This is a genomic window from Cryptocyanus atlanticus LEGE 06306 (genome assembly GCF_056633155.1).
This window is the reverse complement of record NZ_JBSJOZ010000001.1, coordinates 13,013-34,414: the sequence shown is the minus strand read 5'-3', so window position 1 is coordinate 34,414 and position 21,402 is coordinate 13,013. Positions and strand designations below refer to the sequence as shown.

Below are 21,402 nucleotides of genomic sequence, written 5' to 3'. Positions count from 1 at the left end.
CGCTGGGCCGATTTTCTGCATAGGTTCTGCAGGCCTGGCACTCTGGGTGAGACACCCACGGCTTTCCTATGTCTGATATCGATTCCCATATCGCCAAAGACCGTGAGGAGCTGGAGCAGGCTCTGGCGGAAGGGAACAGCGGGAAGGCCCGTCACCTTGAAGAAGAGCTGAGCAGTCTTGAGGAATACAAGACGCACCATCCCGATGAGCAGAAAGACCCATCACCGCTGGAGGTTTACTGTGATCTCAACCCCTCCGCCGTGGAATGCCGGGTCTATGACGACTGAGCGACGCACCGGGGGCCGCAACTCAATTGCACGACTGAGTTGCACCTCTGAGTTACACCACGAGATTTGGCGTCCGTCCGGGCGAATCCATCCCAACATCTGTGAATGATTGAGAATGGCCAAGGCTGAGGCAACAACGCTCACGGTGGGCGAGCTGGAGGCGAACTATCACCTCTATTGCAAGGCTCTCAAGATGCTGATCATTGAAGAGCGCACCTCCAAGCAGATCCAGCGCACGGTCTGCTGGAGCCGTTTGGAAACGCTTCACAATTGCCTGCCGAGTCTGTACAAAGCTCCTGATTACCTCTTCACCCTGCTGCGGCGGGATTATCTGCAGAGCAAGCAGAAGCCCTAGCTAGCATCACCATTGGCTCGTTCCGCCTGCCGGAAGGGGAGAATTGCCTTGATGATCCGTTCACACATGGCACGGCCACTGCTGGGTGCCTTGGTGCCGTTGGCCCTGGTGCCGGTCTGGGCTGATCCGGCCCTGGCCCAGCCGGCCCCCGATGCCCAGCCGGCGGTCGCCCAGCCCGCCACACCCCAGCCGGCCGCTGGGGATCCACCCGGGGCCCCGGCCTCGGGGAGCGAGAGGGAGCTATTGGAGAAGATCCGCCAGCTGAAGGCTCCGAACTGGAGGACTTTCGGCGCCTGCCGCTACGGATGGTCCAGTTGGCGTCTGAGCGAGAAGGGTGTCCACACCACCGTCTTTGCCTGTGACACCCCCGCGGTGAGCGGCACAGTGGGCGTGCATTGCCCCACCTTGAAGATCAGCCGGCGGGTCGGCGACGCCGACTGGGAACCCTGGCGCCTGCCGCTCGGGGTCGAGGAATCCCCCAGCAACGGCGGCGAGGATCTGATGGTCGCCAGTCTCTGCGCGAACATCAAGCCCCCACCCGCCAAGGCCCCAGCCACCCCCAAGGCGCCGGCCAGTCCCAAGGCGCCGGCCAGCCAGCCCCCGGCGGCCAAACCCCCGGCTCCGGCCCAGCCCAAATCCAGCTGACCCGGTCTTTCCGCAACCACCGGCACCGGGTCGTCCGGCACCGAGTCGATCGACTCCCGATCCATCCACGCCATACGAGCTCCGGACTCGCCAGCTACGGAGCCGCCCCCTCGGTGTAGGTCACGCTGCAGCGATAGCGGAAGGATTCACCCGGGGTGACCACCTCGATGCACCTGCTGCCGGTGACGGTCGCGCCCTGGGGCACCCGCTCCATGGCGTTCTGCAGGGCGCTGCCCTGATCGATGATCGAGTCTTCGGTGATGGAGCCGGCCACCGCTGGCGGGGCGGAAGCCAGGCCGATGAGCAGGGCGAGGGCGAAGGGCCATCGCGAAGGGGACACGCGGTGCATGGGCTTCTCCGGCAAGGTCTGAGGGATGCTGCCATGCATCGGCCCGGATCCGTCCCCCCTCCCGCGATGCAGATCGAGAGTTTCGCCACCTTCAACATCGCCATCGTGGTGCTGGCGGTGGGGCGCTGGCTGAACCGCCGGGTGGCTCCGCTGCGCCGGTTCAACATTCCCGAACCTGTCACCAGCGGCCTGCTGGTCTGCCTGCTGCTGGCGGGGGTGCATGCTCTCACGGGTCTGGAGATCAGCTTCAACCTGGCCAGCCGTGACTTTCTTCTGCTCTACTTCTTCGCTGCCATCGGTCTCAACGCCGATGTCAAGACACTCCTCTGCGGTGGCAGACCGCTGGCGGTGCTGCTGGTACTCACTCTCGGCTACATGGTGATGCAGAACCTGGTGGGCACCGGCATGGCCGCGGTTCTGGGTCTCGATCCGGTGCTGGGGTTGCTGGGCGGTTCGGTGTCGCTGCTGGGCGGCCACGGCACGGCCATTGCCTGGGCCCCCCGCTTCGCCCAGACCCATGGGGTCCCCAATGCCCTCGAGATCGGGGTGGCCTGTGCCACCTTCGGCCTGGTGCTGGCCTCGTTGATGGGGGGACCGATCGCCCGTCTGCTGATCCGCCGCCACGGGCTCCAGCCTTCGGCGGCGGCCGCTTCTGCGGCCCCCGATCGACGCGAGAGCGGCCCGGGCTCCACCACCTACATCAGCCTGCTGAACACCCTCTTCTGGCTCAACATGAGCCTGGCCCTGGGGGAGGTGCTCCATGAGACCCTCAAGGCCCTGGGCAGCAACCTGCCCCTGTTCGTCTGCGCCCTCTTCGGCGCCATCCTGCTCACCAATACCGTGCCGCGGGTGCTGACGATCGACTGGCCGGCGAGGACCCGCTCCCTGGCCATCATCTCGGAGATCTCCCTGGGCATCTTCCTGACGATGTCGTTGATGAGCCTCCAGCTCTGGACGATCGCCGATCTGGCGGGGCCGATCCTGGTCATCCTGGCCGCCCAGTTCCTGGTGGCCATCGCGTTCTCCCTGGCGGTGGTGTTCCGCGCGATGGGTGGGGACTACGAGGCCGCGGTGATCTGCTCCGGATTCGGGGGCATCTCCCTCGGCGCCACCCCCACCGCGATGGCGAATATGTCGGCGGTGGCCCTGACCTACGGCCCTGCCCGCCAGGCCTTCATCATCGTGCCGCTGGTGTCGGGATTCTTCGTGGATCTCAGCAACGCGGTGGTGATCCAGCGGTTCCTCAACGCCCTGGGCTGATCGGGACCCACCGGGTGGATCGGTGCCCCCACCGGTACGCTGCTGGATCGGAGGCACGCAGGGGGAAGGGGCCATGGCGATCGGGATCGGGATCAACGGGTTCGGCCGCATCGGCCGGCTGGTGTTTCGCCGAAGCTTTGAGATCGAGGGCATCGAGGTGGTGGCGATCAATGATCTGATCGATCTCGATTACATCGCCTACATGCTTCGCTACGACTCCACCCATGGTCGCTTCCGGGGGGAGGTGGAGACCCGGGGCGACCGGTTGATCGTCAACGGCCGGGCGATTCGTGTCAGCGCCGAGCGTGATCCGAAGGCCCTGGACTGGGGCGCCGTGGGGGCCGAGGTGGTGCTTGAATCCACCGGCCTGTTCCTGACCGAGGCCAGCGCCAGGGCCCATCTCGAGGCCGGCGCCAGCAAGGTGGTCCTCTCGGCCCCCTCCAAGGACGCCACGCCGATGTTCGTGATGGGTGTCAACCACACCAGCTATGCCGGCGAGGCCATCGTGTCGAACGCCTCCTGCACCACCAACTGCCTGGCTCCGATCGCCAAGGTGCTGCACGACGCCTTCGGCATCCGCGATGGGCTGATGACCACGGTTCATGCCACCACTGCCACCCAGAAAACGGTGGATGGCCCCTCGGTGAAGGACTGGCGGGGGGGTCGGGGTGCCGGTCAGAACATCATTCCCTCCTCCACCGGTGCCGCGAAGGCCGTCGGCCGGGTGATTCCGGCCCTCGAAGGCCGGCTCACCGGCATGGCGTTCCGGGTGCCCACCCCCGACGTGTCGGTGGTGGACCTCACGGTGAACCTGGAGCGGCCCGCCAGCTACGAGGCGATCAAGGCGGCGATGCGGGCGGCGGCGGCGGGGCCGATGGCGGGCATCCTCGGGTACACCGACGAGGCGGTGGTCTCGTGCGACTTCATCGGCGAGACCTGTACCTCCGTGTTCGATGCCGCTGCCGGCATCGCCCTCACCGACACCTTCGTGAAGGTGGTGGCCTGGTACGACAACGAATGGGGCTACTCCTGCAAGTGCCTCGACCTGATCCAACACATCGCGGGCTAGGTGGTGCGCTGGCGGAAGGCCTCGATCGCCGTCGGGATGGTGGGAAAGAACAGCTCGGGAGCGATCAGCTCCAGCAGACCGGCCCGCTCAAGCTGGACATAGAGCTCCTGCTTGACCCGGGTCATGGCGAGGACGATCCCCTGGCTGGCCAGGTCCCGGTGCAACTCGCGCAGCACGTCGGCCGCGGTGATGTCAATCTCGACGATCGCTTCGGCGTTGATCACCAGCCACTGCACCGGTGTGGTCTCGGCGGCCACGGCCATGAGGGCTCGGCGCCGGAAGTTCTCGGCGTTGGCGAAGCACAGGGGGGCGTCGTAGCGGTAGAGCACCAGCCCGGGGATGGTGGTGGCTCCGGCCCAGTCGGTCACGTCATGGAGGCCGGGCCGATCGGGCACCGAGCCCAGCACGGCGTCGTGGGGGCGCATCAGGCGGGCGAACAGGTCGATCACCGAGAGCGCCACCGCCAGGGCCACCCCCACCAGGATGCCGCTCAGCAGCACCCCCACCACGGTCACCAGGGCCAGGCGGAACTCGCTGGCCTTGAACCGTCGCATCCGTTGGAAGTCCGCCACGTCGATCAGCCCCACCGCGGCATAGATCACGATCGCCCCCAGGGCCGCCCGGGGGAAGAGCGCCAGCACGGGGCGGCCCACCAGGAGCACCAGCAGCACCACGGCGAAGGCCACCAGTGAGAACAGCTGGGAGCGGCTGCCGAGGGAATCGCCGATGGCGGTGCGGCTGCCGCTGCTGCTCACAGGAAAGCCCTGTAGCACACTGTTGCCGAGGTTCACCGCCCCCAGGGCGAGCAGTTCCTGGTCGGCATCGATGCGGTAGCCGCCGCGGGCGGCGAACGCCCGGGCCGTGAGCACGTTGTCGGAATAGCCCACCAGGGCGATGCCCAGGGCCGAGGGCAGCAGGAACCGCAACTGGCCAGTGGGCACGGCGGCGGGCCAGATGAAGGCCGGCAGACCGGCCGGAATGGGGCCGATCACGGCCACCCCCCGCTCCTGCAGGCCGAACAGGGCCACGCTCGCCATCGCCAGCAGCACAGCCAGCAGGGGGGCGGGGGCCTTGGGGAAGCGGCGCCCGATCAGCAGCAGCACCATCAGCACCCCGGCCGCCAGCAGCAGAGTCGGTCGATGGATCTCGTCGGTGCGGCCCAGCAGCTCCAGCAGCTCTCCGATCAGGCTGTCCGCCCTGAGGGCCACTCCGCTGATCCGCCCTATCTGGCTGGTGATCATGATCAGCGCCACCCCGGCCATATAGCCCACCAGCACGGGCCTGGAGAGCAGGTCGGCCAGAAACCCGAGCCGGGCCCAGGCCCCGGCGCAGCAGATCAGGCCCACCAGCAGCGCCAGCAGGCTGGCCAGGCCGGCGGCGGCGGCCGGGTCGCCAGCGGCCAGCGGACCGATCGCCGCCGCCGTCATCACCGCCGTGGTGGATTCGGGTCCGACCGAGAGCTGGGGGGAGGAGCCGAGCACGGCATAGACCAGCAGCGGCGGCAGGATCGCCCAGAGACCGCGGATCGGCGCCACCCCCGCCAGCTCGGCGTAGGCCATGCACTGGGGGATCAGGTAGGCCGCCACCGTGACGCCGGCCAGCACGTCGCCCCGCCCGTCGCCCCGCCGCCAGCCGCGCCGGTCGGTGAGCAGGCGGCCCAGGTCCAGCGGCACGGCCCGGGCCCTCAGCAGGAGTGAACGGATCGCATCAGCCGCTGCAACTGGCGACTCTCCAGCTCCAGCACCCGCCGGGCGAAATCGGGGTCATGATCCAGCCAGGCGTCGAAGGAGTCCACCGGCACCGCCAGCAGGCGGGTGCCCGCGCGCTGGGCCACGATCGTGTTCTGCGTGGCGCTGTGGGTGAGCACCTCCAGTTCATCGAGCACCTGGCCGGGCAGGAGCTGCTCCAGGCGGGAGCCACCGTCCTCCTCATAGCGGGCCACGGCCTCCCCTTCGATCAGCAGCAGCAGCTCCCGGCAGGTGTCGCCGGTTTCGGTGATCAGCTCGCCGGCGCCATAACGGCGCAGCTCGGAGGCCTCGGCCAGGCCATCGAGGGTGTCGAGGTGGGTGCCGTGAAAGAAATCGCTTCCCGCCAGATACACCCGGGCTTCAAGCTCGGGAAGCTGGCCCAGCCCAGGGGTGACCTCCCCAGCGTCCAGCAGCCGCTCGGCGGTGCGGCGCAGCAGGGGAGCCTGCTCGGATCCCCGCTGTCGTTCGGCCAGAGCCCGGCCGCGAGCGGCATCGAGACGGGCGATCAGGAACAGGGCAGCAGCCTGGATCAGGGGGCTGCGTTCCTGCAGCAGGGTCTCCAGGTGGTGGAGCGTGGCGGGCAGCGGCACCTCCAGGGAGCAGCTGGCGGCGGGATCGGTGGGCTGGGTGAGGGCCTCGAGCACGGGCGGGGGCAGGCGGTCGTTCCAGGGTCCCGACTCCAGCAGCTCCAGCAGGATCAGGGGCGAAACCCGTTGCAGGCCGGCCACCAGCGCCGGCACGGCCGGATCCTCCCGGAGGGTGACCAGGGCCTCGAGAATCGCGCGCAGGCTGAGCTCCTGCCGGTGACGCAGATGGTCGGTGAGCAGGGCGCGCACGACGGGCTGCTCCGGCAGGGAGGGCTGGTGCAGGGCCCGGAAGGCTTCGATCAGTTCCGGCAGCCGTTGCAGCAGGGCGCTGGCGCGCTGGGCGGCGCCGGCGCCGGGTGAGAGTCCGCCCAGGATCCACTCCTCCTCCCCGGGGGTGATGCCGTAGGAACGCCGCAGGGACTGGATCGCCTCGGGATCGGCCCGGCGACTCTGCAGTTGCATCAACCGTTCCAGGGAGCGCCGGTACCCGTTCAGACGGACCTGGTCCTCCAGGCTGCGGCGGTTGTCCGGATCGAGCAGGGCAGGATCCTCCACCCCGAGCTCCTCGAGCAGCTGCTCGTGCTCGGAGTCGGAGATGCCAAGCTCCCGGCGCATCTGCTGCAGCACCTCCAGACTGCTGGCCCCATCGACATAGCCCTCCTGCAGGGCCTCGCGCACCACTCCCTTGTAGGCCTCCTGCCGCTTTTCGCTGGTGAAACCGGGCAAGACCTTGGCGAGCACGTAGACCTCATGGGTGTTGAGATCGGCCAGGGAGCGGCCATCGAGAAAGCGGCCCACATCCAGATGGAGCCGCTCGAGCTGTTTGCGGAAGCGGCTGGCCAGGTTCTCGCGGCCGTAGATCTCGGGGCTTCGCTTCCAGGCCCGCACCAGCCACAGGGTGCTGAGGGCCACCAGGGCCCCATCAAAGAGGGCCTGAAACCAGATGGGCAGCAGTCGCAGCAAGGGGCGGCCCGCGAACAGGAAAAACAGGTTGAACACGAGGGCGGTGGCGATCGCGAAAACCCGGTGACGGATCAGCTCCGGTGCCGCTGCCACGGGCCCGCGGCGGGAGGCGGCCCGGGCCCGGCCCTCAATCCACCGGCCCAGCACGACCCCGAACCAGGTGAACAGGCCGAGCACGAGGGGCACGGCCACCAGCCGGGGGATGTCGATCGGCTGGCCGAACAGGAACAGGCCTGGATCGAGCAACTGGGCGAACTGATCACTGCGGCGGGCCCAGGCGCCCGAGAAGTAGTAGTCCCAGCTGCCGGCGTAGAGGTAGTAATAGAGGAAGTAGCCCAGCACCAGGCCCACGTAGCCGTAGCGCTCCAGGGCGAATTCTGGGGTGCCGATCCGGCTCCAGTAGAGCCGTTCGGAATCGATGTCGATGCAGGGCTGCTGGCAGGCAACGCAGGCGCTCTGCTCGCTGCCATCCGGAAGGCTGATGCGGCACATCGACTGGGTGATCGGCTGTTCGCTCATGTGGGCCTTGCTGGTGAGCAGGCCCGATGGGGTGCTGTAGACGCTCTGGACCGGCGCCATCGGACAGAAGTACTGGCACCAGCTCTTGCCGCCATAGAGCCAGCCCACGCCGATCGCCGCTGCGATGGTGCCCAGCAGCCAGACCGCCAGCACGAGCCGATCGGCATTGAAGAAGAGGATGCGGCCACAGAGGCCCACGAACAGCCAGCCGAACTGGATCCGGGAATAGTGCTTGGCCAGCCAGGAGTCGGCGGGCACCTTGGCCAGCACCCGGCGACGCTCACCCGTCTTCGGATTGCGTTTCTCGATTTGGCGTTGGCGACCGAGGGCCCGGGGGATCTGGGAGAGGAACGAGAGCGGACAGATGCGGCGCCAGAACTCGTGGCCGAACACCAGCAGGATGAAGATGGCCGAGGGCACCACTGCCCCCCAGAACAGGGTTGTGCCGAGCGGTACGGGCTGCTCGCTCAGGCAGACGCCCTGCACGGGGATGCACTGCTCCGGCAGGCGCAGCGGACTCCAGGGGTGACCGGGATCGGTGAACCGCGCTGTCCAGGGATCAAACAGCAGTGAGGCGATGATCAGAAGCCAGCCGGCGGCGAGGAACCAGCGGATGCCATGCAGGCGGGCTTCCGACAGCTGGGGCGCCATCGAACGGCTGCGGAGGGGCTGAGACTAGCTGTTGCATCTGACCGGGACGCTCCCCGGGAGCTGACGGGCGGAGAACGAAGGCCATCTCCCCTTTCCGCGCCGACCCGTTCTCCGCGCTTCCAGGCGATCACCCGCCCGCGTTCGTGACGGGGCCCGGGCGTCGACTCCGCTGATTCGGGATGGGGCGACTTCGGTGCTCCAGGCAGAGGGTGGCGACCTGAATGTGGTTTCAATGCTTGAAGCCTGGCAGCCAGCCCGGATCGCGCTCGTTACGCTCCACAAAGCCAGAGTAGGCCTGTGCGAATTCTCAGTCTGGTTGTGGCGGCCGTCATGCTCGTCTTGAGTCCTGGGGCTGAGGCGAAAACCACCAGATCCTTCTCCGGGGATGGTCCTGCCGAGATTGAAAAGAATGCCAGGAAGGCAGGTTTTGAGTATCCCGATGGTGAGTTGGATTGCTCGTCCTCCCGATGCACGCAACGCTGGGCGAGGGATTGACTGACCGCAGAGCTGTCGCCCTGGCCGCCTGAGCCACCTTGCAGGAGTGTTGTCTGCTCACGGCATGGAGCGACCACCAGCCCTGGGTCACCGCCGGCCGTTTTCGATCTGACCGATCAGCCCCGTCCTTCCGTTGGGGCCGCTTCCCGAGCGTGCAGCAACCGCTCAGGAGAGGTGCCCGGTCGATGCGACAGGCCAGCACGCTGACGCAATCCAGCACCGCCATGCGACTGCTCGGCGGGCATCCGCGTCTTCGGAGCGGGCTTCAGGGTGAACCAGAGCGAGGCAACGATCCCGATCAGGGCAAGGCTGATCAGGAGCTGACCAACCGTGAGACCCTCGTCCGTGCCGGGGGAGCGGTGCATACCGATTCGAATGGGAGGAACATCAACCATCTCCCTAGCACGGAAGCGGTCTGGTGAGGTTTGTGCGGAGGGGAGGAGTGGCCGGTCTTGATTGTCTCCAGCAGGGGGCACTGGTGGGATGCGCCAGGCTGACGGCTGGGGAAGGATCCCTGCCGGCCGCTGGAATCCTGGATCCGCAGAAGCCGTCTGCTCCGGCGTTCCTGCCCGGCTGCCCCGGAGGCTGATTCCGGTTGCAAGCGTCAGTTCTTTGGGGGAATTCATCGTGGCGTTCGATCAACCCCGGGCCATCTCCAGTGGCTCGGTCGGGCCGAACCAACAACACCCGGGGCCTTGCCTCCAGGGGGGCAGGACCGGCCCTGGGTTGGCTCAACTGGGAGGTGAATCGGTGTAACGCAGCGGCAGCGACCGTCCTCACGGCAACCAACACAAGAGCCCAGGTGGAGGGCAGTCTTTGCATCCGTTTCGGCGCCCATGCCGGCTGGAGAGACGCGAAGGCCACCTGATGGACAGGGCGGTCGGATCTCTGGGTGGCCCCCCGGACGTCAGGGGGTGGCCCGCATTGGCTTCAGCTGGCCTGGTTGTAGAGGCTCTCGAGGCGCTCGCGGCTGAGGTCCACGTAGAGCACGTCCTCTCCCACGGCCGGAGCTTCCGGATGACTTGAGGAGCGCCGCGGCCGGCTGGAAACCCTGCTCTGGTCGGCCACCTGAATGCCCTGGCGCATCAGGGCGAAGGCCCCACCCGCAATCACGGCAAAACAGATCCCGTACAGCGCCACGAAGATGAAATCCATGTCGTTCTCCTTTTGACCAGGCTAGTGTGACTTTCTGTTAAGCGCGGATCCGGGCCCGGGAGCCGGCGCCGGCTCCATTGACCGCCTCCCGGGCCCTAGGCAGGCTTGGCACACGCGTGTACCTGCCCATCTCGGGCCGTTCGGGGCATGAATCAGCTTCTCAGGATGCTGCTGGCCCTGAGCCTGGCCGGCTGCTCCACTCCACCTCCCCCCAGCGGGCCTGAAGCCGAGCTCAGCCCGGTTCGATCCCATCCGGTGACGGTGGTGAATCACGGATGGCATGGGGGTCTGATCCTTCCAGCCGCTGCGCTGAACCGAAGGGTCCCGGCCCTGGAGAGGCGCTTTGCTGAGGCCGAGAGCTATGAGGTCGGCTGGGGTGATGTCGACTACTACCAGGCGGACGAGGCGACCTCCGGACTGGCGGTTCAGGCCCTGTTCCGGTCCCGGGGGAGCGTGCTTCACGTGGTGGCTCTCACGGCGCCTCCGGAGCGGTCGTTCGCGGCTGAATCACGCATCAGCACCTGCCTGTCTACCGAGGAACTGGCCGCCCTGACCGCCTTCGTGGCCTCGAGTTTCTCGCGGGACGCCTCCGGGGGATTGGTGGCGCTCAAGCCAGGGACAGGTGCCCCTGGTCAGTTTTATGCAGCCGAAGGTCGCTACAACCTACTGAACACCTGCAATCAGTGGATCGCCAGAGCGCTTCGTCGCGCCGGCTTCGATCTGGTGCCAGCTCTCCTGTTCAGCCCCGACGCGCTCATGGACTACCTGGAGCTGAACCGCCGGCCTTGCGCACCGCAGGGGGATGGGGAGTCCGCTGCCCAGAGGGCTGTCCCCGGTTCCTCGGATGACCACCCGCGGCCCGTCCGACCTGGCCCGGCGCAGCCCACCGGCGTGGGGCCTGCGGTCGAATCCATGCCCCGGGGGCCTGGGGGCCCTGTCCGTGACTGATCCGCCGGGCAACCGACCGACCGACCCCATGCTTCGCAGCGCCGGGAGGTTCGAAGCGCCCGCATCCGTCTCCTACGGTCCATCTCGCCCTGATCCCCGGACCGCTCCGTGCCAGATCTCCTCGTCGATGCGGTGGCGATCCTGCTGCTGATCGTGGCGAACGGGCTGTTCTCGGGCGCGGAAATCGCCGTCGTCACCGCGCGCACCGCCCGGCTGGAGACCCTGGCGCTCCAGGGCAGCCGCCCGGCACAGCTGGCCCTGCGCCTGGCCAGAGCTCCCAACGAACTGCTCGCCACGGTCCAGATCGGCATCACCTTGATCGGGGTGCTCAGCGGTGCCCTCGGCGGCACCATCCTCGCCGCCCATCTCACACCGCTGCTCCGCGCCATCCCGGGGGTGAACAGCCAGGTCGCCCCCGCCGTGAGCCTGGCCCTGGTGGTGGGGCTCATCACCTATCTCTCCCTGGTGATCGGGGAGCTGGTCCCCAAGCGCATGGCCCTGGCGGCACCGGAGCGCATCGCCTGCGCCCTGGCGCCGCCGATGCGGCTGCTCTCCCGGCTCGCCTCACCCCTGGTGCGGCTGCTCGACTGCTCCACCGGGACCACCCTGCGCCTGCTCGGTGTTCCAACCAGGACCGAACCCGCGATCACGGAAGACGACATCAAGGCCCTGATCCGTCAGGGGGCCGAAACCGGCGTGCTTGAAGCGGCCGAAACCGAGATGATGCAGCGGGTGTTTCGACTCGGGGATCGCCCGATCCAGGCGATCATGACACCGCGCACCGAGATCAGCTGGCTGGATGCCTCCGCGCCGATCGAGGTCAGCCTGCGGCAGGTGGTCACCAGCCACCACTCCCGCTTTCCGCTGGGTCGGGGCAGCCTGGATGCCTGCCTGGGGGTGATCCGCGGAGCCACGCTGCTGGCATCCCAGCTGTCCGGAGACCTTCAGGATCTGACGGCGCTCGTTCAGGAGCCCCTCTACATGCCGGAATCCGCCCGGGCTCTGCAGGTGCTCGAGCAGTTCCGGCGCACGGGCATCCACATCGCCCTGGTCAGCGATGAATTCGGTGGCATCGAAGGGCTGGTCACCCTCAACGATCTGATGGAAGCGATCGTGGGCGATCTTCCTTCCCAGCAGGAACAGGAGGAGCCGTTGATCGTCCAGCGTGAGGATGGCAGCTGGCTGATCGATGGTGCCCTCGACATCGCCGATTTCCGTGAGCTGGTGGGAGCCCGGTCACGGCAGGAGGAACCTGACGGACACTTCCATACCCTCGGTGGACTGATCCTGCATCTGCTTGGGCACATCCCGAGGGCGGGGGAGCAGGTTCCGTGGAGCCGGTGGTGCCTCGAGGTGATGGACATGGACGGTAAACGTGTTGACAAGGTGCTGGTCAGCCCCCTCCAGCCTGAACAGGATGGGTGAGGCCGCTTCCCCTCTGCGATGGCCGATTCCTGGACGACGCTCCAACGCTGGCTGGCCGACGTCACCACGATCCGGCTGATCGAGGTGGCGATCGGCCTGGTGCTGATCTCGCTCAGCAGCCGGGCATTGGCCCGGCTGCTGAGCAGCCAGCTGGAGGACTCCGATCTGCGCTATCGCCTCCGCAAGACGATCGGACTGGCGAGCTATGCCGTGATGCTGCTGCTGGTTCTGATCGTGTTCAGTGACAGCCTCGGACGGCTCACCGTGGTATTCGGAGTGGTGGGCGCCGGTGTGGCCTTCGCCCTGCAGGAAGTGATTGCCAGTGTGGCCGGGTGGGCGGCGATTTCCCTGGGTCAGTTTTACACCACAGGTGATCGTGTTCAGCTGGGTGGCATCATGGGTGATGTGATTGATGTCAGCCCGTTGCGAACGACTTTGATGGAATGTGGTGACTGGGTCAAATCAGATCTCTACAACGGCCGGATCGTTCGTATTGCCAACAGCTTTGTCTTTAAGGAGCCCGTATTTAACTACTCAGGCGATTTTCCCTATGTCTGGGATGAAGTGGTCATCCCGATCCGCCACGGCAGTGACCATCATCTGGCCCGGGCTCTGTTGCTGCGGGTCCTGGAGGAGGCCTCCGCCGGCACCGTGGTACCGGCCCGGGAGGCCTGGAGCCGGATGACCCGCAAGTACCGGATTGATGCTGCCCGCATCGAATCCACGGTGACGCTTGTCGTGACTGACAACTGGCTGGAATTCACGCTGCGCTATGTGGTGGATTTCCAGCAGCGCCGCTTCACCAAAGACCGGCTGTTCAGTCGCATCCTCGATGAGATCGAGGCCAGCACGCGCAGCGTCGAGCTGGCCTCGAGCACGGTGGAACTGGTGGCGGCGCCGGCTCTGCGGGTCCGGCTGGATGCCGATGGCCCCGGCCGGGGACCCGCGGCGCTCTGAAAGCCGCCAAGCTGTCGGCAGCCCTGAGCGCGAATGACCGCTTCTGGCTCCACCGCCGGCCCCTGCTCCCTGGATGGCTCCGTTCCCGCCAGCACTCCGTGCCCCTATGATCCTGCCGCTGCTGAGCCTGGCGGCCCTCAGCCTGATCGCCCCGGCGCTGCCGGCCCGCTCCGAGGGTCCGATCCCCCTGCCCGAGGCGCCGGGACAGGCCCTGCTCATGGCCAGTGGCGAGCGCGCCGATTACGGCCCCCTGGCCGAACACTTCCTTACCCAGGCCAACCTGGCCTACTGCGGAGTGGCCAGCATCGTGATGGTGCTCAACAGCCTGCAGGTGCCCGGCCCTCCCGCCGCCGGCTACGGCAGCTACCGCTTCTGGACCCAGGAAAACCTGTTCGACAACCCGGCCGCCCGCCAGGTGGTTCCTCCGGCCACCGTGGCGCGGGAAGGAATGACGCTGCAGCAGCTGGCCGGCCTGTTGCGCAGCCAGGGGGTGCGGGCCGAGGCGGTCCATGCCGACCGGCTCGATCTCGCCGCGTTCCGCTCCCTGCTGCGCGCCAACCTGTCGGCACCCTCCGACCGGCTGGTGGTCAACTACGACCGCAAGCTCCTCGGCCAGGCTGGGGGCGGCCACATCGCCCCGCTGGCGGCCTTCCACGCCCCCAGCGACCGGGTGCTCATCCTTGATGTGGCCCGTTATCGCTACCCCTCCGTCTGGGTGCCGACGGCCGATCTCTGGCGGGCGGCCCGCAGCCGCGATCGCAGCTCAGGTCGCAGCCGCGGCCTGGTGATGATCAGCCGTCTTCCCTGAGCGGTGGCGGCGAGGTGGTGCCCAGCAGGCGTTCGCATCGCTGCAGCCCGTCGCGGCAGTCTCCCCGCATCAGCAGCCCCGAGCCACCCCACACCAGGCGCAGGGCCAGGTCCACCGGGCCCGCCCCCAGTTGGCGCACCGGGGTGAACCCCAGTCGCTCGAAGTAGCGCACCAGCTTCCGGTGCCCGGCGTCGTCGTCCCGGATCGCCAGCAGCCGCGCGGTGCGGCAGGACGTGCTCTCGAGGGCCCAGGCGAAGCTGGCGGCCCAGATCATCACACCGACCCGATAGCGGCCCTCCCCCTGCACCCGCAGGGTGTCGAGCTGCAGGCCGTCGGCGTTCGGCAGGGCCCAGCCCTTCAGTTCGCCGATCAGCAGGGGGGGACGGCCGGCCCGGGGCTGGGCCACCACCACCCGAAGGCTCCGGAGCCCCAGCTGACCCGTCACCTGCAGCCGCAGCAGCAGGCCCCGCGCGGCCGCCCGCCGCTCGATCGCCGCCAGGCTCAGCATCGTTCGTCTCCGCCTTCGGGACGAAAGGGTTCGGCCGCCAGCACGGCTTCCAGGGGCACGGCGCCGAAGATGTGGGGGAAGCAGTCACCGCCCTGCGGTGCGGGCTCCCAGCGCACGGGCACGGTCAACCGGGCTGGATCGATCGTCAGCAGCAGCACCTCCTGGGCATCGGCATAGAAGCGGCGATAGGTGCCCTCGATCTGGCCCGCGCCACTGGCATGCACGAAGCCCACATCGGCCAGAGCGAGCCCCCGGCTGGATCGTGCGTAGGCCTGCCCGCTGGCGGTGGCGGCCCGCCACTCCCCGGCCAGGGCCAGGTGATACAGCCAGCGACCCGAGCGCCATCTCCGGCGCGGGCCCCAGGTCGAATCGAGCATCTCCTGGAGTTCCGGGCCCTCCAGGAACCGCCGGAGCCAGCCCTGCAGGGGCTCCAAGTCGGGTTCGGTGTCGAACGTCTCGGGGGAGACCTGGCGGAACTGGCGCACAAAGGGCAGCAGGGCCCAGTCGGCCAGGCAGGGGCGATCGCCCAGCAACCATCCACCCGGCGCGAGCCGGGCGCTCCAGCGGCGCAGCACGGCCAGAGCGGCGGCGCGTGGTGCCACCCAATCCCCGTTGCCCCGCTCCCAGCCCCCTTTTCCAGCGGGTGGGGAGTACTTGAACCGGTCGAGGTGAAGCTTGAAGGGGCCGTCGTTCTCGGCGATCAGGACCTCCATCGCACTGGACTCGCCGGCAACAGCGGACCCACCGCGCTGGCGCAGCAGATCCTGATCATCCCGCCGCTCCAGGGCCCAGCGCATCACCGCCAGGCTCTGATCAAGCACCCGTCCGGGGGCACCGGAGCCCTCGGGCAAGGCCAGCACGGGCACGGTCCCCTTCGGGGAAGTCTCCAGCAGCTCGGGGGGCTTCCGCTGCAGATCCACTTCCCGCAGCTCCAGGTCCCGCCCAGGCCTCAGCCCCGCCGCCGCCAGGGCCAGCCGGGCCCGGATGGCATAGGGGCAGCGGCGAAAGCTGTAGAGGATCGGCAGGGTGGTCATGGGGGGGAAGTCCGGCAGGGCTGGGGTCTCAGGTCAGGGGTCGGCCCAGGTGGCACTCCCCACGGCGTTCGGAGCGCTCGATCTGGCGCTGGCGTTCGGCGAACCGGCTCCGATCGTCCTCGCTGAAGCGCGTCAGGCAATGGCGGCAGCTGACCCCCGGCACGTAGCTGCTCAGCTGCCGGTCGGCCGGAGCGAGCGGCAGGCCGCAGGCGTGGCAGAGGCTGTGGCTGCCCGGGGTCAGGGCGGCCGTCAGGCTCACCCGCTGATCGAACACGTAGCACTCGCCCCGCCAGCTGCTGCCCCGGGCCGGGCTGGCCTCGAGATAGCCGAGGATCCCCCCCCGCAGCTGGTGCACCGCCTCGACGCCGGTGTGGCGCAGGTAGGCACTGGCCTTCTCGCAGCGGATGCCGCCGGTGCAGTAGAGCGCCAGCCGCTGGGGCCGACGGGTCGCGATCAGGGGCCTGAGCTCCCGCTCCACCCACTCCGGAAAGGAGCGGAAGGTGGGGGTGAGTGGATCGATCGCCCCCTCGAAGCGACCGATGGCCACCTCATAGGCGTTGCGGGTGTCGATCAGCAGGGTGTCTGGATCGCGGATCATCGCGTCCCAATCCCCTGGATTCACCGGAGCTCCGGCCTGCTCGGCCGGCCGAAGCTCGGGGTGGCCCATCGTGACGATCTCTGGCCGCAGGCGCACCTTGAGGCGGTGGAAGGCCTGGGAGGGCGCCCGGCTCAGCCGGGCTTCGAGGCCCGCCAGGGCTGGAAGGCTTCGCAGCCGGGCCAGCAGCCGCCTCACCCCCGCCTCCGGCCCACAGACCGTGCCGTTGATGCCCTCTTCGGCCAGCAGGATCGTGCCGCGGAGGGCCTCCTCGCCGGCCAAAGCCATCAGCTCGTCCCGCAGGATCCGCAGCTCCGTCAACGGCGCGAACGCATAGAACCCGGCCACCTGCAGGCTGTTCAGGCTCCCCCCTCCTGCCAGGGTCTGACCCCGGCGGCGGTCAGAAGTTCCCGGTCGGCGGCGACGTCGGGGTTGCCGGTGGTGAGCAGGGTGTCGCCGTAGAAGATCGAATCGGCCCCGGCCTGCAGGCAGAGGATTTGGGCTTCGCGGCTGAGCTGCTTCCGACCGGCACTCAACCGTACGCGGCTGAACGGCATCAGGATGCGGGCGGTGGCCACCATCCTCACCAGCTCCAGGGGATCCACCACCGGGCGCTCCTCCAGCTTCGTGCCTTCCACCGCCACCAGCGCGTTGATCGGCACGCTCTCGGGATGGGGATCCAGGCCGGCGAGCACCTCCAGCAGCCCGGCCCGGTCGTCGAGCGATTCGCCCATGCCGATGATGCCGCCGCAGCAGAGGGTGATGCCGGAGCGTCGCACCCGCGCCAGGGTTTCGAGCCGCTCCTGGTAGGTGCGGGTGGTGATGATGTGCCCGTAGTGCTCGGGGCTGGTGTCAAGGTTGTGGTTGTAGGCGGTGAGCCCCGCCGCCGCCAGGTGCTCCGCCTGGGCATCGCTGAGCATGCCGGCGGTGACACAGGCCTCCAGGCCCAGCTCCCTCACGCCCCGCACCATGGCGAGCATCGCTTCGAAGGGAGCGCCGTCGCGGATATCACGCCAGGCCCAGCCCATGCAGAAGCGATGGGCTCCGGCCTGCTTCGCTGCCCGTGCCCGTGCCAGCACCGGCTCCACCTCCAGTTCCGGCCGGCCGGTCACATCACTGCTGTTGTGCATCGACTGGGGGCAGTAGGCGCAGTTCTCCTCGCAGCCGCCGGTCTTGACGCTGAGCAACGAGGCCAGCTGGACCCGGTAGCCTGGGTTGGCGCTGCGGTGCACCGCTTGGGCCTGCCAGAGCAGATCCAGCAGGGGGGCCTCCAGCAGGGAGAGGATCTCGGGGCGGCTCCAGTCGTGGCGCACGGGGAGGGCGGAAGCCCTGTCGGTCTGAGGGGAGATCAAGACGGGCGGCGGGGGAAGGGGCTTCAGGAGGCGATCGGCTCGACGCCGCCGAAGCGACGCTGCCGGCTCTGGTAGTCGAGCAGGGCCACGAGCAGGGCATCGTCGTCGAAATCGGGCCAGAGCACGTCGGTGATGTGGATCTCGGCGTAGGCCAGCTGCCAGAGCAGGAAATTGCTGATCCGGTACTCGCCGCTGGTGCGGATCAGCAGATCGGGATCCACCTCTCCGGCGGTGTGCAGTTCCGCTTCGAAGCAGGCTTCGTCGATGCTGGCGGGGTCCAGGTCGTGACGGGCGGCCTGTTCCGCCAGTCGCCGGGCGGCCTGCACCAGCTCCCGGCGGCCGCCGTAGTTGGTGCAGACATTGAAGTGAATCCCCGTGTTGGCCGCGGTCCGCGCCGTGGCGGCGGCGATCAGCTCCTGCAGGCCCGCCGGCAGGGCTTCGAGGTCGCCCAGAAACCGGATTCTCACCTGTTCCTGCTCGAGCGCCTCCAGTTCCCGGGCCAGCACCCGCTCGAACAGGGTCATCAGGAAGCTCACCTCCTCGCCGGGTCGGTTCCAGTTCTCGGTGGAAAAGGCGTAGGCGGTCAGGGCACCGATGCCCCAGTCACTGCAGAGGCGCAGCATGCGCTTCAGGGCTGCCACCCCTTCCCGGTGACCCATCACCCGCGGCAGACCCCGCTGCCGGGCCCAGCGGCCGTTGCCGTCCATGATCACCGCCACATGGCTGGGCAGCCTGGCCGGATCGAGTCGGGCCGGCAGCGGTGCCGAACGGCCCAGGGACGCCCGGATCGGGTCGGTGGTCGCCTGGGAGCGACTCATGCGCGGGATTCGGGTTTGTCCTCGGCCACGCTACGTCCCGTGGGCAGGGCGACCACCGAGCCGCCGGTGGGTTTGGTGGCGGGCTTCGGTGCCGGCAGGTCGAGGGCGGCGGTGAGCAGATCCTTCAGGCGGCTGCTGGTGATCGGCCGCTCCAGCTTTCCCTGCCGTGCCAGCGAGAGGGTGCCCGTTTCTTCGGAAACGACGATGCAGAGGCAGCGATCGAACCGTTCGGTGATGCCGAGGGCGGCCAGGTGGCGGGTGCCAAAGCGGGTGATCCCCTGGCGGGAGAGGGGCAGGATCACACCGGCGGAGAGGATCCGGTTCTCGCGCACCAGCAGGGCACCGTCATGGAGAGGCGTGTCGGCGGCGAACAGGTTGAGGATCAGATCGACCGAGAGCACCGCGTCCAGTTCGATTCCAGGGTTGAGAAAGTCTTCGGGGCGCAGGTCGCTGCCGAGATCCACCAGGATCAGGGCTCCCCGCCGGCTCTGGGAGAGCCTGCCGGCCGCCTGGCTGAGCAGGGCGACGGTGCCCGAGAGGCCTTCATCGGTGGACTGACTGCCCAGCAGCACATCCAGGCGGCCGGTGCCGAGCAGCTCCATCAGGCGCCGCAGCTCCCCTTGCCAGAGGATCGCCAGAGCCAGGCTGCAGCCCAGCACCACCGCCTCCAGCAGCCGTGTGGTGAGGGGCAGGTTGGCAAAGCGCTGCACCACCCAGACCAGGGCCACCAGGAAGAGCCAGCCCCTCAGCAGCCAGAGGGTGCGCGGCTCCCGGACCCGGGCCAGAAGCAGCACTCCGAGGGCGGAGGCGAACAGCAGATCCAGCAGCAGGCGCAGATCGATGAGCCTCAGCCAGATCACAGAGCCCCCATCCGCGCTGACGTCACGGTACCGGGCGGAACCGTTCTGGCAAAACGTCGTGGAGCAGCAGTTCGTCCGGCCTCTCCCGCCTCTGCACCAGCTCGGAGCGGCCCTCGCCCACCAGCACCGCCGCCGGCCTGGGGATGCGGTTGTAGGTGGAGGCCATCGAGGCGTTGTAGGCCCCGGTGGCGAACACCGCCAGCACGTCACCGCTGCGGCTGGCGGGCAGGGCCAGATCCTTGAGCAGCACGTCACCGGATTCGCAGTGCTTGCCCGCCAGGGTCACCGTCTCCTCGGCCGGGGATGAGGCCCGCTCCGCCAGCACCGCCGTGTAGCTCGACTGGTAGGTGATCGGCCGCGGGTTATCGCTCATGCCGCCGTCCACCGAGAGGTAGGTGCGGATCCCGGGGATCTGCTTGCGACTGCCAATCGTGTAGAGGGTCACGCCGGCGGTGGCCACCAGGGAGCGCCCCGGTTCACACAACAGTCGGGGCAGCTCCAGGCCCCGGGCGCGGCAGGCCTCGCTGAGAGCCCCTGCGACACCCCGCACCCAGGCCTCGATGCTGGGGGGATCGTCACTCTCCACATAGCGGATCCCCAGCCCGCCCCCCACGTTCAGGTCGCAGACCGGGTGCCCCAGGGAGCGGGCCAGCGCCAGGGCATCGGCCATCACCGCCGCCAGGTCCCGGTGGGGCTGCAGCTCGAAGATCTGGGAGCCGATGTGCGCGTGCAGCCCGGTGAGACGGGCCCAGGCGCAGTCGCGCAACTGGCACAGCACCGGTTCGAGCTGGTCGGGATCGAAGCCGAACTTGCTGTCGAGGTGGCCGGTGCGGATGTACTCGTGGGTGTGGCATTCGATGCCCGGCGTGAAGCGGAGCATCAGGGTCACCGGCGGCCCGGCGGCCGGCGCGAGTTCCGCCAGCCGCTCCAGGTCGTGGGTGTTGTCCACCACCACGGTCACGCCGTGCTCCACCGCCAGGGCCAGTTCCTGGTCCGATTTGTTGTTGCCGTGCAGCACGATCCGCTCGGGTGGCATGCCCCCCTCCAGCGCGGTGAGCAGTTCGCCGGCCGAGACGGCGTCGAGACCCAGCCCTTCGGAGGCCACCAGGGCACTCAGCACCAGACTGCTGTTGGCCTTGGAGGCATAGAGCGCCAGGGAGGGGCCGGGGTAGTGGGCGAGGAGGGCCTCGCGATAGGCCCGGCAACTGGCCCGCAGGGTCTCTTCGTCAAGCACATAGAGGGGGGTGCCATAGCGGCGGGCCAGGGGGGCTAGTCCGCAGCCGCCCACCTCGAGGGCCCCGTCGGCCTGGAGCCGGGTGCTGAGCGGGGTGAGATTGCGGTTCGGGCTGGCGGGGTCGCGGCCGGGCTCGTAGAACGGAACCGCGTCCGAGCCAGGGGCGTCAGGAGCTGAGCCGTCCATGCCCGGTGAGTGTCCCGGTGCCGCTGGTGCGCTGACGGAAGACACGATCATCGGGGGAATCCTGCGGACTGGGGCTCGGGCTCGGTTCACAATCGTAGGGACGACCATGGCTGGAGACGTCGAATCGCCCGCCACACGGCTGGTCAGGCGGCTGGGGCCGGAGGACCATCCCCATTGCGTGGCCCTTGATCGCCGGGCCCGTCGCGCCGCCTGGAGCGAGAACCAGTGGCGCAGCGAGCTTGCCGGCCCCCGGCGGCCCTGCCTCGGGATCTGGCAGGAGGGTGCCCTGCGGGCCGTGGCCTGCGGCTGGCTGATCCTCGAAGAGCTCCACATCAGCCTGGTGGCCGTGGACCCCCGCCACCGCCGCCGGGGCCTGGCCGCCCTGGTGCTGGAGGCCCTGCTGCGTGAGGCGATCGGGGAAGGGGCCGAACGGGCCACCCTGGAGGTCTCCGCCGGAAACACGGCCGCCCTGGCCCTCTACGCCGCGTTCGGGTTCGCCGTGGCGGGCCGTCGTCGCGGTTACTACCACGACGGCCAGGATGCTCTGATCCAATGGGTGGAGCTGGTCAATCCCCTGGCCGGCGATCAGTGAGG

Annotated in this window: 22 protein-coding genes; 10 read left to right on the top strand and 12 right to left on the bottom strand. The window is 68.5% G+C overall.

All coding sequences use genetic code 11. The features are described from left to right. Nucleotides 1-68 precede the first annotated feature (68 nt). From ACWJI7_RS00165 to ACWJI7_RS00155, 3 genes are all read left to right on the top strand, one after another. Nucleotides 69-287 (top strand): CP12 domain-containing protein, encoded by a 219-nt coding sequence (locus ACWJI7_RS00165; RefSeq protein WP_479934289.1) that lies wholly within the window; start codon nucleotides 69-71, stop codon nucleotides 285-287. Between the two features lie 115 nt (nucleotides 288-402). Next, nucleotides 403-642, top strand: coding sequence for a DUF3136 domain-containing protein (locus tag ACWJI7_RS00160; protein WP_479934287.1), 240 nt, complete (start codon nucleotides 403-405; stop codon nucleotides 640-642). 66 nt (nucleotides 643-708) lie between these two features. Beyond that, nucleotides 709-1,287 carry a hypothetical protein gene (locus ACWJI7_RS00155; protein WP_479934285.1) on the top strand — a complete coding sequence of 193 codons (579 nt, stop codon included), beginning with the start codon at nucleotides 709-711 and terminating at the stop codon, nucleotides 1,285-1,287. 94 nt (nucleotides 1,288-1,381) lie between these two features. Here the strand turns inward: ACWJI7_RS00155 and ACWJI7_RS00150 are convergent, their stop codons facing one another. Then, nucleotides 1,382-1,627, bottom strand: a complete 246-nt coding sequence (locus ACWJI7_RS00150) for a hypothetical protein (protein WP_479934283.1) — start codon at nucleotides 1,625-1,627, stop codon at nucleotides 1,382-1,384. Between the two features lie 42 nt (nucleotides 1,628-1,669). Here ACWJI7_RS00150 and gltS point away from each other — a divergent pair, with 42 nt between their 5' ends. Together gltS and gap are read left to right on the top strand one after the other, a co-directional pair. Then, nucleotides 1,670-2,896, top strand: coding sequence for a sodium/glutamate symporter (gene gltS, locus ACWJI7_RS00145; RefSeq protein WP_479934281.1), 1,227 nt, complete (start codon nucleotides 1,670-1,672; stop codon nucleotides 2,894-2,896). 73 nt (nucleotides 2,897-2,969) lie between these two features. Beyond that, nucleotides 2,970-3,965 carry a type I glyceraldehyde-3-phosphate dehydrogenase gene (gap, locus tag ACWJI7_RS00140; protein ID WP_479935101.1) on the top strand — a complete coding sequence of 332 codons (996 nt, stop codon included), beginning with the start codon at nucleotides 2,970-2,972 and terminating at the stop codon, nucleotides 3,963-3,965. Here gap and sulP read toward each other — a convergent pair. The 4 genes from sulP to ACWJI7_RS00120 all read right to left on the bottom strand — a co-directional run bounded on the left by sulP (nucleotide 3,962) and on the right by ACWJI7_RS00120 (nucleotide 10,083). Then, on the bottom strand, nucleotides 3,962-5,638 hold the full coding sequence (gene sulP, locus ACWJI7_RS00135) for a sulfate permease (protein ID WP_479934280.1): 1,677 nt from the start codon (nucleotides 5,636-5,638) through the stop codon (nucleotides 3,962-3,964). The two genes, gap and sulP, sit on opposite strands and share 4 nt — an antisense overlap. An 11-nt stretch (nucleotides 5,639-5,649) precedes the next feature. Then, entirely contained in the window at nucleotides 5,650-8,433 is a 2,784-nt protein-coding gene (locus tag ACWJI7_RS00130; RefSeq protein ID WP_479934278.1) for a cyclic nucleotide-binding domain-containing protein, read from the bottom strand. Nucleotides 8,434-9,044: 611 nt separating this feature from the next. Next, nucleotides 9,045-9,323, bottom strand: a complete 279-nt coding sequence (locus ACWJI7_RS00125; protein WP_479934276.1) for a hypothetical protein — start codon at nucleotides 9,321-9,323, stop codon at nucleotides 9,045-9,047. A 535-nt stretch (nucleotides 9,324-9,858) separates the two neighbouring features. After that, complete coding sequence (locus ACWJI7_RS00120) at nucleotides 9,859-10,083, bottom strand: hypothetical protein (protein WP_479934275.1); 225 nt, start codon at nucleotides 10,081-10,083, stop codon at nucleotides 9,859-9,861. Nucleotides 10,084-10,230: 147 nt separating this feature from the next. On the opposite strand from ACWJI7_RS00120, the gene ACWJI7_RS00115 reads away from it, so the two are divergent. The 4 genes from ACWJI7_RS00115 (at nucleotide 10,231) to ACWJI7_RS00100 (ending at nucleotide 14,221) form a co-directional block, all read left to right on the top strand. Further along, the gene (locus tag ACWJI7_RS00115) at nucleotides 10,231-11,031 is read left to right on the top strand and encodes a DUF2459 domain-containing protein (protein WP_479934273.1); all 801 of its coding nucleotides are present in this window, start codon (nucleotides 10,231-10,233) and stop codon (nucleotides 11,029-11,031) included. 108 nt (nucleotides 11,032-11,139) lie between these two features. Beyond that, nucleotides 11,140-12,456, top strand: coding sequence for a hemolysin family protein (locus ACWJI7_RS00110; protein ID WP_479934271.1), 1,317 nt, complete (start codon nucleotides 11,140-11,142; stop codon nucleotides 12,454-12,456). Between the two features lie 18 nt (nucleotides 12,457-12,474). Beyond that, nucleotides 12,475-13,413 (top strand): mechanosensitive ion channel domain-containing protein, encoded by a 939-nt coding sequence (locus ACWJI7_RS00105; RefSeq protein WP_479934268.1) that lies wholly within the window; start codon nucleotides 12,475-12,477, stop codon nucleotides 13,411-13,413. A gap of 106 nt (nucleotides 13,414-13,519) precedes the next feature. Further along, the gene (locus tag ACWJI7_RS00100) at nucleotides 13,520-14,221 is read left to right on the top strand and encodes a phytochelatin synthase family protein (protein ID WP_479934266.1); all 702 of its coding nucleotides are present in this window, start codon (nucleotides 13,520-13,522) and stop codon (nucleotides 14,219-14,221) included. On the opposite strand, the gene ACWJI7_RS00095 is transcribed toward ACWJI7_RS00100, so the two are convergent. The 7 genes from ACWJI7_RS00095 to lysA are packed head-to-tail and all read right to left on the bottom strand — an operon-like array spanning nucleotide 14,205 to nucleotide 20,808. Further along, nucleotides 14,205-14,729, bottom strand: coding sequence for a hypothetical protein (locus tag ACWJI7_RS00095; protein WP_479934264.1), 525 nt, complete (start codon nucleotides 14,727-14,729; stop codon nucleotides 14,205-14,207). The two genes, ACWJI7_RS00100 and ACWJI7_RS00095, sit on opposite strands and share 17 nt — an antisense overlap. Continuing rightward, nucleotides 14,723-15,763 (bottom strand): DUF952 domain-containing protein, encoded by a 1,041-nt coding sequence (locus ACWJI7_RS00090; RefSeq protein ID WP_479934262.1) that lies wholly within the window; start codon nucleotides 15,761-15,763, stop codon nucleotides 14,723-14,725. Before ACWJI7_RS00090 ends, ACWJI7_RS00095 begins: the two co-directional genes overlap by 7 nt. Nucleotides 15,764-15,791: 28 nt before the next feature. Next, on the bottom strand, nucleotides 15,792-16,739 hold the full coding sequence (gene trhO / locus ACWJI7_RS00085) for an oxygen-dependent tRNA uridine(34) hydroxylase TrhO (RefSeq protein ID WP_479935100.1): 948 nt from the start codon (nucleotides 16,737-16,739) through the stop codon (nucleotides 15,792-15,794). Continuing rightward, nucleotides 16,718-17,710: a biotin synthase BioB gene (gene bioB / locus ACWJI7_RS00080; protein ID WP_479934260.1), complete on the bottom strand. Its 993-nt coding sequence runs from the start codon at nucleotides 17,708-17,710 to the stop codon at nucleotides 16,718-16,720. Before bioB ends, trhO begins: the two co-directional genes overlap by 22 nt. Nucleotides 17,711-17,733: 23 nt before the next feature. Beyond that, nucleotides 17,734-18,528 carry an isoprenyl transferase gene (locus ACWJI7_RS00075; RefSeq protein ID WP_479934258.1) on the bottom strand — a complete coding sequence of 265 codons (795 nt, stop codon included), beginning with the start codon at nucleotides 18,526-18,528 and terminating at the stop codon, nucleotides 17,734-17,736. Next, a complete protein-coding gene (gene cdaA / locus ACWJI7_RS00070) occupies nucleotides 18,525-19,388 on the bottom strand; it encodes a diadenylate cyclase CdaA (RefSeq protein ID WP_479934256.1) in 864 nt (287 codons plus the stop codon). The genes ACWJI7_RS00075 and cdaA overlap by 4 nt, the downstream gene beginning before the upstream one ends. 22 nt (nucleotides 19,389-19,410) lie before the next feature. Then, nucleotides 19,411-20,808 carry a diaminopimelate decarboxylase gene (lysA, locus tag ACWJI7_RS00065; protein ID WP_479935098.1) on the bottom strand — a complete coding sequence of 466 codons (1,398 nt, stop codon included), beginning with the start codon at nucleotides 20,806-20,808 and terminating at the stop codon, nucleotides 19,411-19,413. Between the two features lie 106 nt (nucleotides 20,809-20,914). Between lysA and ACWJI7_RS00060 the strand changes: the two genes are divergently transcribed. Continuing rightward, complete coding sequence (locus ACWJI7_RS00060; protein ID WP_479934254.1) at nucleotides 20,915-21,400, top strand: GNAT family N-acetyltransferase; 486 nt, start codon at nucleotides 20,915-20,917, stop codon at nucleotides 21,398-21,400. The last annotated feature ends 2 nt before the right edge of the window (nucleotides 21,401-21,402 follow it).